This is a genomic window from Pseudomonas sp. GL93, assembly GCF_003408955.1.
In the GTDB taxonomy this organism is placed as follows: domain Bacteria; phylum Pseudomonadota; class Gammaproteobacteria; order Pseudomonadales; family Pseudomonadaceae; genus Aquipseudomonas; species Aquipseudomonas paracarnis.
Map to the genome: position 1 here is coordinate 1 of NZ_NKRF01000046.1, position 8,955 is coordinate 8,955.

Consider the following 8,955-nt stretch of genomic DNA (forward strand, 5'->3'; position numbering starts at 1 on the left):
TGTAGGAGCGAGCTTGCTCGCGAAAAACTTACAGGCGCCGCGTTCATTCAGCGAGCACGCGTTATCGTTGACGTTTTTCGCGAGCAAGCTCGCCCCTACACAAGGCGATGACGCTTAACTGACTGGCATTAGGGCTTGCCCGCTCCCACATTTGAGCTGCAGGGCGTCAGTCAGATAGCCTCAGGTTCGGTCAGCACCTTGCGAAAGGTTTCCACTAATGGCCTCAAGTTGACGCGGTGCCATGCCGCCCACAGCGGTGTGGTGTAGGCCAGCCACGGCAGCTCGCGCAACACCACGCCCGGCGGTGCGTTGCGGCTCAGGCCCTTTTGCACCATCGCCACTCCTAGCCCCGACGCGACCAGGCCCAATGCGGTAAAGGGCTCGCTGGCCTCCATGGGAGTCTGCGGGGTGAAACCGGCGCGGATGCAGGCAGCGACGAAATCATCGGCCGGGTTGGCGCCAGGTTTGCGCTGCACACCGATCCATTGTTGGTCGGCCAGGTGTTCGGGCAACAGTTCATGTTGTTGAACCAGCGGATGCTGTTCGGGCAGAGCCAGCAGCATCGGGTCGTCGAGAACTTGCCAGGCGGTCAGGTCCGGGTCGTCGGCGGCAGGTGGTTCGCCCACCAGGGCGATGTCCAGGCTGCGTTGGCGCAAACCTTCGAGTTGTTCCAGGGAGGGCAGGTTATACAGCTTGATATGCACGGCGGGCCTATCGTCGCGCAGTATGCGCAAGGCGTTGGGCAAGACACCGGCGTGCATGGCGTTTTCGATATAACCGATGCACAAGCCGCCTTCTTCGCCACGGCCCAGGCGCTTGCCCAGGGACTCCAGGCGGTTGGCATGGGTCAGCAGGGCCTTGGTTTCGGCCAGGAAAGTCTGGCCGTCGCGGGTCAGGCGGATGCGCTGCTGGCTGCGTTCGAACAGGGTCAGGCCCAGGCGCTCTTCGAGCTGGGCGATCTGCCGGCTCAGGGGCGATTGGGAAATGTGCAAGCGCTCGGCGGCGCGGCCGACGTGTTCTTCTTCGGCCACCACTTCGAAGTAGCGCAACTGGCGTAGATCAATCATGTAAGACCTGCAAGGACTCAAGTTGGTCGCAGTATGTCTTGGACGGTCTGATCAGCGCAATCTAGCATCTGCTCAACGGTCATAGCGACCTCGCACCGATTAAGGAACCACCATGAGCTTGAAAGACACACTGCCCGGCGCACTGGGCTTTGGCACCGCCCCCTTGGGCAATATGTTTCGCGCGATCCCCGAAGAGGAAGCCCAGGCCACCGTCGAGGCCGCCTGGAGCCAGGGCGTGCGTTACTTCGATACCGCGCCGTTCTACGGCTCGGGCCTGTCGGAAATTCGCCTGGGCCAGGCGCTGTCCAACTATCACCGCGATGACTACGTGCTCAGCACCAAGGTCGGCCGGGTGATTCTCGATGAAGTCGAAGAAACCGCCCGTGACCTTGGCGAAAAAAGCGGCGTATTCGAACACGGCCGCCCGAACAAAATACTCAATGACTACAGCGCCGACGCCACCTTGCGCTCCATTGAAGACAGCCTGACACGCCTGCAAACCGATCGCCTGGACATCGTGTGGGTTCACGACATTGCCCAGGATTTTTACGGCGACCAATGGCTGGAATACTTCAACCAGGCCCGCACGGGTGCCTTCAAAGTACTCACCCGTTTGCGCGAACAAGGTGTGATCAAAGCATGGGGGCTGGGCGTCAACCGTGTCGAGCCTTGCGAATTGACCCTGGACCTGACCGAAGCCCAGCCTGACGGTTTTCTGCTGGCGGGGCGCTATACGCTGCTGGACCACGACCGCGCTTTGCAGCGCCTGATGGACGCGGCCCACGCCCAGCAGGTCGAGATCGTCGTCGGTGGCCCGTACAGCTCCGGCATCCTCGCTGGCGGTACGCATTTTGAATACCAGCAAGCCAGCCCGGCGATCATTGCCAAGGTCGAGCAGATCAAGGCAATTGCCCAGGCCTTTGGCGTCAGTATCAAGGCCGCTGCGCTACAGTTTTCACTGGCGCATCCGGCGGTGGCGGCGGTAATTCCCGGTGCCAGTCGTCCGGGGCGGATTGCCGAAGACGTCGCGGCGTTGTCTGAACAGATTCCAGCAGCCTTCTGGCAAGCGTTGCGCGAGGCCCGCTTGATCTCGGACCGTGCACCTTTGCCTCTCTCACGTTAAGGAGCTTGAGCATGAAGATTGATGTAAGCGGCAAAGTGGCTATTGTCAGCGGCAGCACCGCCGGTATCGGCCTGGGCATCAGCCAGGCCCTGGCGCAATCCGGTGCCACGGTGGTGGTGATCGGGCGTGATGCAGGCAAGGTGGACGACGCCTTGGCGAACATTCGCCAGGCGGTTCCCGCTGCTCAACTGCGTGGTTTAGTGGCCGACCTCGGGACCGTTGAAGGTGCACAGAAACTCTTCGCCGCCGAACCCCGCGCCGACATCCTGGTCAACAACCTGGGCATCTTCGACGCGGTGGATTTCTTCGACGCGCCGGACAGTGAGTGGGCGCGCTTCTATGAGGTCAATGTGATCTCCGGCGTGCGCCTGGCGCGGCATTATGTGCCGGGTATGGTCGAGCAGGGCTGGGGCCGGGTGATCTTCGTGTCGTCGGAGTCCGGCGTGGCGACGCCGGCCGACATGATCAATTACGGGGTGACCAAAAGCGCCAACCTGGCGGTGTCCCACGGCCTGGCCAAGCGCCTGGCGGGTACTGGGGTGACGGTGAATGCTATCTTGCCGGGGCCGACCTTTACCGATGGCCTGGAACACATGCTCAAGGACGCCACGGCCGAATCCGGGCGCAGTGCCCGAGACGAAGCGGATGTATTTGTGCGCCATGCGCGCCCCACCTCGATCATCCAGCGCGCGGCCAATGTGGATGAAGTGGCGAACCTGGTGGCGTACATTGCTTCACCGCTGTCTTCGGCGACGACCGGTGCCGCGCTGCGGGTCGACGGTGGCGTTGTCGACAGCATGGCAATCTGATTTTTTTTTCCTGACTGGAGTATTGATCGTGGCAACAGCGTCTTCTGTGATTGAAATTGCGGTGCCGGCCGACCAGGTCTGGCAACTGATTGGCGGCTTCAACAGCCTGCCTGACTGGCTGCCTTTGATTGCCAAGAGCGAGCCGAGCGAGGGTGGCCGTGTGCGTCACCTGACCACCGCTGACGGCGGCGCGATTGTCGAGCGTTTGCAGACCTTCGACAACGTGGCGCGCACCTACAGCTACACCATTGAAGCATCGCCGTTTCCGGTGAGTGCTTACTTGGCGACCTTGCAGGTTGAAGCGCTGACGGAAACCTCGGCGAAAGTGACCTGGTCTGGCGTGTTCACGCCGGCAGCGGGTACCACCGATGCGCAAGTAGAGGCATTGTTTGCCGGTGTCTACGAAGGCGGGCTTGAGGCGCTGCGCGGTAACTTCTAAGGATTGTGGCGAGGGAGCTTGCTCCCGCTGGACTGCGTAGCAGTCCCACAAAGAGCGGGGCCGCTTCGCGCCCCAGCGGGAGCAAGCTTCCTCGCCACAGGTGGGTTTTAGCCTAAATGGAGCAAGGCTGCCGCGACAGCCTCTGCCGGCGTCATCTGCGCCGTATCCAGCCTGAACGGTGGCGCTTCCCAGCGTTCATACTCATGCACCTGCACCGATTCCCAGGTCGGTGGCACCAGCCCGGGAATATCGCCCACACGGCCTTCGACTCGACGCCGATGCGCCTGCTGATCGGAACACACCACCTCGATATTGATCAGCGCCACATCGGCGGCTGTCGCCACCGATTGCCAGGCATCGCGGCTTTCCTTCACCGGGTCCACACAATCGGCGATCACCCGCTGCCCCAGGCGCAGGTTACTCAGCGCCAGCGCATTCGCCACAGCGTAGCCACTGGCCCCCACATCGCCCGCCAACACCGCAGCCTCCCGCAGCGCCTGCTCAATCACATCGATACGCAGGTAAACCGCGCCCAACTGTCGCGCCAGCTCCCTGGCAATCGTGGTCTTGCCACTGCCGGGCAAGCCGCTGAATACAATAAGCATGACCCTTCAACCCCCTGTAGGAGCGAGCTTGCTCGCGAAAAACGCCAACAAAAACGCGTACTGCCTGAATAAACGCGGTGCCTGTGAGTTTTTCGCGAGCGAGCTCGCTCCTACAGTGGTATTAGAACCGCTCGACTCATTTCACCCACAGGAGCGCCCATGACCCTGCCGTTCGTGAAGATGCACGCCCACGGCGACGACTTCATTATCATCGACCGCCGTGGCGAGGATAACCCCATTACTGCGCAGATTGCCCGCTACCTCGGTAACCGCCGCACCGGCATCGGTTTCAATCAACTGGCGGTGGTGCTCGACTGTGAGCAGGCCGCCGCGCGCGTTCAGTTCTGGAACTCGAACGGAACACGCCTGCAAACCTGCGGCAGCGCGACTCGTGGCGTGGCCGATCGCCTGATGCATGAGACAGGCGCCGAGACCATCGTGCTGCTTAGCGACCGCGGTTTGCTGACGTGCACACGTGCTGATGGGCAGCGGGTGTCGGTGGACATGGGCGCACCCTCGCTGGACTGGGCGTCTGTACCCTTGGCCAAGGCGATGGACACCTGCGTGTTGCCTATCGACGGTCAGCCGGCAGCGTGCAGCATGGGCAACCCGCATTGCACGTTTTTTGTAGAGGATGTGACTGCGCTCGATATTGAGGCCATGGGCTCGACCCTGGAAGTTCACCCGCTGTTTCCGGCCGGGACCAATGTGCATTTCGTGCAAGTACTGGACCGCGGCCATATCCGCCTGCGTATCTGGGAGCGTGGTGGCGGTGTGCCGCTGGGGTCCGGTTCATGCTGTTGCGGGGCGGTCGTCAACGGCATCCGGCGAGGGCTGCTCGATGAGCGTGTGGAAGTCCAGTGCGACGGTGGCGCGGTCACGGTGCAATGGGACGGGCAGGGCGGCGTGATATTGACCGGCCATGTCGAGCCGATCATGCAGGGCACCGCGTACCTGGACTAGAACTTCACGGTAAACGTGGTGCCGGCGCTCGCACAGGAACTCACCACCACGTCGCCGCCATGTACTTTGGCCAGTTCGCGCACGATATACAGGCCCAGGCCTACGCTGCGCACATCGCTGCCCTGGTCGGTGCCGCGGGTCATGGGTTCGAACAACCCGGCCAGCAGGGGCTGGGGAATCGCCAGGCCGTGGTTGTGCACTGCGACCGCGCAGGTGTTGTCGCCCAGGCGCGAGGTGATCGTGATCGGCTGCAACAAGTCGCCATAGGCCACGCTGTTGGCCACCAGGTTGCCGATCATCTGTTGCACGCGGTCGGCGTCCAGGCACGCGTCGCCCTGGCCCTCGGCGTGATGCACCAGCGTGGCCTTGGGGAAGGCCACCCGCAGTTCGTCGACGCTGCGATGAATAACGCCATGCAGGTCCAGCGGTTGCGGTTTGATGGTGATGCCCTGGCCGACCCGGGCCTGGGTGAAGTCCAGCAGGTCGGCGATCATGCGATGGGCGCGTTCGGATGACTGGCCGATATGCCCCAGTAGCTGGCGTTCCTTGGCCGTGCGCTCGCCGCGCTGGAGAAAGTCGGCGGCCATGCGGATCGCAGTCAGAGGGTTTTTCAGGTCGTGGCTGACAATCGCCACCATCTGTTCGGCAAACAACGCCCGGCGCTGGGCAATGGCGTAGGCCTCGCTCAGCTCGGCCTGGGCCTGTTGCAGGGCCAGCTCCGTGGCGGTTTTTTCCTGCAGCAGGGCTTCGGCCTGCTTACGGGCATTGAGCAGTTCGCGCTCGTACTTGTCACGATCGGTGGTGCCGAACAGCGCCAGGTCATACACCACGCCATCCGGCTGCTGGCGCCGGTTGGCATTGAGCAAGACCGTGACTTTGTGCCCGTTGCAATGGCGGATGTCGAGTTTCACCTCGGTGACGCTGCCGTGCATGCGCAGCATTGGCGCCAGGTGCGTCTGGTAAAAAATCCGCCCGCCCATGGCCAACAGGTCCTGGAAACGCCGGCCCCGCAGTTGGGCCGCCGTGAAGCCCAGCCAATCGCACAGGCGCGGGTTGACGTGCAGGATCGTGCCATCTTCCTGGGTCACCGCCAGGGCACAGGCCGCGCTGTCAAACAGCGGGTCAACGGGCATTAGCAGCTGCCCAGGGGGCCAGGAACCGGTCCATCGCCGTGGCACACGCCTGGGGGGCGCTCATATGCGGGCAATGGCCGACATTCTCGACCAGGCAATAAGTGCTGTTAGGTAATACGGCGTGCAGGTATTCACCCACGGCCACGGGGGCGATCAGGTCGTCGGTCGATTGCAGGATCAGCACCGGGGTGGTCAGGCCGCATACATCCTGGCGGTTATCCGACAGGAAGGTCACGCGGGCGAACTGCTTGGCGATGTCCGGCTCGGTGCGACAGAAGCTGTCGGTGAGCGCCTCGCTCAGGTGCGGCTGCGTCGGGGCGCCCATGATCACCGGAGCCATGGCGCTGGACCAGCCCAGGTAGTTGCTGTCGAGGGTGTCGAGCAGGTCGTCGATGTCGTCGCGCTTGAAACCGCCGACATATTCCTCGGTATCGATATAGCGTGGCGATGGGCCAATCATCACGTGCGCGGCAATGCGCTGCGGGATGAAACGGTCGGCGAGGGTGCCGATCATCGCGCTGACCGAGTGGCCCACCAGAACCACCGGGCCTTGGGCGTAGGCGTCGATAATCTCGTTCAGGTCATGGGCATAGCCATCCAGGCGGCTGTATTTGGCTTTGTCGAACGCACTCAAGTCCGACAGGCCGGCGCCGACCAGGTCATACAGCACCACGCGAAAGCGCTCGAGAAAGTGCGGTGCCAGGGCATCCCACATGGCCTGGTTGCAACCAAAGCCGTGGGAAAACACCAGCGTCGAGGGACCGTTGCCCATCACATGTACATTGTTGCGGTGACGTAGGTCCATGGGGTTCTCGTGGATGGCTAATTGCTATGCAGCTTAGCGGCAGTTTAGATAGTCGCAGGCCCTGGGTCACGCGTTTGGGTGCAGATAAGGTAAAGTCGGCGCCTTCAGGGAGAGACTTCAGGTAACCATACATGATCGTGCTTGTGCGGCAATCGGTGTTCAGCCTACTGGCCCTGGTATTTTCCAGCCTGTTTATCGCCGCGCATGCGGACACCTCGCCCATTGGGGTTGCGCTAGATCAGCGGGTCATTGACCTGACCAACACCCTCGACTCGGGCACCGTGCTGCGCCTCAAGCAACAACTCGCCGACCTTGAACAACGCAAAGGCGCGCAAGTGGCCGTATTGCTGGTGCCGACCACCGGCGGCAGTGGCATCGAAGACTATGCCAACCAACTGTTTCGCGCCTGGAAGCTGGGGCGCAAGGACGTCAACGACGGCATCCTGCTGGTGGTGGCCAAAGCCGACCGCACAGTGCGCATCGAGGTGGGTTATGGCCTGGAAGGCATCGTTACCGATCTACTGGCCCATCGCATCATTGAAGAACGCCTCACTCCAGCGTTTCGTCAGGGCGATTTTGCCGGTGGCATCCAGCAAGGCGTGAGCGCGCTGGTGGTACTGGTGGACGGCGGCGACCTGCCTGAAGTGGCCGGGCCGGGGATCAACCCGCAATTTTTCGCGATATTGGCGGCGTTTGTCCTGGGGGCGCTCGCCGGTACGCTGATCGCCGCCGGCAAGTTGCACTGGCGCAGAGCCTTGATCATCGCGGTGGCGGCCACGCTGTTGCTGACGCTGCTGGCCGGTGGTCGGGATTGGCCGATGTTCCTGTTTGTAATGCCGCTGATGTTGTTGATTGGCGGCGCGATATTCGGCGCGTTGTGGCAGGTGCGCACGCTGTTTTACGGCGTGATCGGGTTGTTGGCTTATATCCTCGGACTGGTAGTAGCAAACCAGTATGTGGACGTCAGTTTCATCCATTGGCTACTGTGGCCCCTGGGCGTCTTGGTGGTGCTGGGGTTGTACCTGGTGCTGGTGCTGCTCATGAGGGAGACATGGCGCACCAGCCGCGCAGGTTTTGCCGTACGACTGCTGGCGGCGGTGGCCGTGTACGGGGTGGCGGGGCAGGTGATGGACGGCGATCGCGACGCCTGGTTGCTGGCATTTCCTATCGCATCGTTTGTTGCGCTGATTATCTTTGGCAAGGTTGGCGAGGGCTCAGGCTCGGGCGGTGGGTCCAGTTCAAGTTCCAGCAGCTCCAGCTCCAGCAGCGGTTCGTCGGGCGGCGGCGGTTCCAGTGGTGGCGGTGGGGCTTCCGGAAGCTGGTGAGCAATCCAGCGGTTAGACTGAGCATCCGGCTTACCGGGGGTGTCAGACCGTTAACACCATCTCATGCCACGCCATACCGCCGTGCTCCGACGGCGAAGGTCGTACATAGGTATAACCCATGCGTTTGTACAACGGCACATGCTGTTCCTTGCACATCAGGTGGATTGTGCGCTTGCCCATTGCTTGCATGCGTTGCACGAACTCAGTCATCAGCCTTTTCGCATAGCCCTTGCCTTGATGGGCCGGGTCGACCACCACCGACATGATCACCACATTCGGCGCCTCGGCCGCATGGCCCACCAACTCCTTGAAGGCCTCGTCCGACATTACCACCTCATGGGCACAGCCCGAGTTGATGAACCCCACCACTGCGCCATCTTCCTCCAGGATCAAAAAGCCTTCGGGATACTGCGCGATACGCGTGGCGATCTTTTCAAGCGTTGCGGCTTCGTCGCCCTCGTAGGCGGTGGTTTCGATTTCAAAGCAGCGTGCCGCGTCGGTGGGCTGGGCGTTGCGCAGGGTGAGGGTGGGCATGGGCCGTTCCAGAGATTTTCAGTGAAAGGCCACATCATAGAGAAACCTTGCACCTTTGGCACCGCAAGGCCATTCAAACTGTAGGAGCGAGCTTGCTCGCGAAAAACGTCAACGATAACGCGTGCTTCCAGAATGAACGCGGCGCCTGTGAG

The 8,955-nt window shown here is 62.1% G+C and carries 10 protein-coding genes; 5 read left to right on the forward strand and 5 right to left on the reverse strand.

Annotated features, from left to right (window positions below; translation table 11 throughout):
- Window positions 1-170: 170 nt before the first annotated feature.
- On the reverse strand, window positions 171-1,067 hold the full coding sequence (locus CER19_RS07650) for a LysR substrate-binding domain-containing protein (RefSeq protein ID WP_116665978.1): 897 nt from the start codon (window positions 1,065-1,067) through the stop codon (window positions 171-173).
- A gap of 112 nt (window positions 1,068-1,179) precedes the next feature.
- Here CER19_RS07650 and CER19_RS07655 point away from each other — a divergent pair, with 112 nt between their 5' ends.
- The 3 genes from CER19_RS07655 to CER19_RS07665 are packed head-to-tail and all read left to right on the forward strand — an operon-like array spanning window position 1,180 to window position 3,438.
- Window positions 1,180-2,190 (forward strand): aldo/keto reductase, encoded by a 1,011-nt coding sequence (locus CER19_RS07655; protein WP_116665979.1) that lies wholly within the window; start codon window positions 1,180-1,182, stop codon window positions 2,188-2,190.
- An 11-nt stretch (window positions 2,191-2,201) separates the two neighbouring features.
- Window positions 2,202-2,999 carry an SDR family NAD(P)-dependent oxidoreductase gene (locus tag CER19_RS07660; protein ID WP_116665980.1) on the forward strand — a complete coding sequence of 266 codons (798 nt, stop codon included), beginning with the start codon at window positions 2,202-2,204 and terminating at the stop codon, window positions 2,997-2,999.
- A 28-nt stretch (window positions 3,000-3,027) separates the two neighbouring features.
- Window positions 3,028-3,438 (forward strand): SRPBCC family protein, encoded by a 411-nt coding sequence (locus CER19_RS07665; RefSeq protein ID WP_116665981.1) that lies wholly within the window; start codon window positions 3,028-3,030, stop codon window positions 3,436-3,438.
- A 107-nt stretch (window positions 3,439-3,545) separates the two neighbouring features.
- Here the strand turns inward: CER19_RS07665 and CER19_RS07670 are convergent, their stop codons facing one another.
- On the reverse strand, window positions 3,546-4,043 hold the full coding sequence (locus CER19_RS07670; protein WP_116665982.1) for an AAA family ATPase: 498 nt from the start codon (window positions 4,041-4,043) through the stop codon (window positions 3,546-3,548).
- Between the two features lie 159 nt (window positions 4,044-4,202).
- Here CER19_RS07670 and dapF point away from each other — a divergent pair, with 159 nt between their 5' ends.
- Window positions 4,203-5,006: a diaminopimelate epimerase gene (dapF, locus tag CER19_RS07675; protein ID WP_116665983.1), complete on the forward strand. Its 804-nt coding sequence runs from the start codon at window positions 4,203-4,205 to the stop codon at window positions 5,004-5,006.
- Here the strand turns inward: dapF and CER19_RS07680 are convergent.
- Window positions 5,003-6,139 (reverse strand): PAS domain-containing sensor histidine kinase, encoded by a 1,137-nt coding sequence (locus tag CER19_RS07680; RefSeq protein WP_116665984.1) that lies wholly within the window; start codon window positions 6,137-6,139, stop codon window positions 5,003-5,005. The two genes, dapF and CER19_RS07680, sit on opposite strands and share 4 nt — an antisense overlap.
- Window positions 6,129-6,944 carry an alpha/beta fold hydrolase gene (locus tag CER19_RS07685; RefSeq protein WP_116665985.1) on the reverse strand — a complete coding sequence of 272 codons (816 nt, stop codon included), beginning with the start codon at window positions 6,942-6,944 and terminating at the stop codon, window positions 6,129-6,131. The genes CER19_RS07680 and CER19_RS07685 overlap by 11 nt, the downstream gene beginning before the upstream one ends.
- 131 nt (window positions 6,945-7,075) lie before the next feature.
- Between CER19_RS07685 and CER19_RS07690 the strand changes: the two genes are divergently transcribed.
- A complete protein-coding gene (locus CER19_RS07690) occupies window positions 7,076-8,269 on the forward strand; it encodes a YgcG family protein (protein ID WP_116665986.1) in 1,194 nt (397 codons plus the stop codon).
- A 42-nt stretch (window positions 8,270-8,311) separates the two neighbouring features.
- Here the strand turns inward: CER19_RS07690 and CER19_RS07695 are convergent, their stop codons facing one another.
- Entirely contained in the window at window positions 8,312-8,803 is a 492-nt protein-coding gene (locus CER19_RS07695; RefSeq protein ID WP_116665987.1) for a GNAT family N-acetyltransferase, read from the reverse strand.
- Window positions 8,804-8,955 lie beyond the last annotated feature (152 nt).

Excerpts from the sequence above, each read along its gene's own strand:
- CER19_RS07650 (WP_116665978.1), bottom strand. The coding sequence starts at position 1,067 with ATGATTGATCTACGCCAGTTGCGCTACTTCGAAGTGGTGGCCGAAGAA.
- CER19_RS07655 (WP_116665979.1), top strand. The coding sequence starts at position 1,180 with ATGAGCTTGAAAGACACACTGCCCGGCGCACTGGGCTTTGGCACCGCC.
- CER19_RS07660 (WP_116665980.1), top strand. The coding sequence starts at position 2,202 with ATGAAGATTGATGTAAGCGGCAAAGTGGCTATTGTCAGCGGCAGCACC.
- CER19_RS07670 (WP_116665982.1), bottom strand. The coding sequence starts at position 4,043 with ATGCTTATTGTATTCAGCGGCTTGCCCGGCAGTGGCAAGACCACGATT.
- dapF (WP_116665983.1), top strand. The coding sequence starts at position 4,203 with ATGACCCTGCCGTTCGTGAAGATGCACGCCCACGGCGACGACTTCATT.
- CER19_RS07680 (WP_116665984.1), bottom strand. The coding sequence starts at position 6,139 with ATGCCCGTTGACCCGCTGTTTGACAGCGCGGCCTGTGCCCTGGCGGTG.
- CER19_RS07685 (WP_116665985.1), bottom strand. The coding sequence starts at position 6,944 with ATGGACCTACGTCACCGCAACAATGTACATGTGATGGGCAACGGTCCC.
- CER19_RS07690 (WP_116665986.1), top strand. The coding sequence starts at position 7,076 with ATGATCGTGCTTGTGCGGCAATCGGTGTTCAGCCTACTGGCCCTGGTA.
- CER19_RS07695 (WP_116665987.1), bottom strand. The coding sequence starts at position 8,803 with ATGCCCACCCTCACCCTGCGCAACGCCCAGCCCACCGACGCGGCACGC.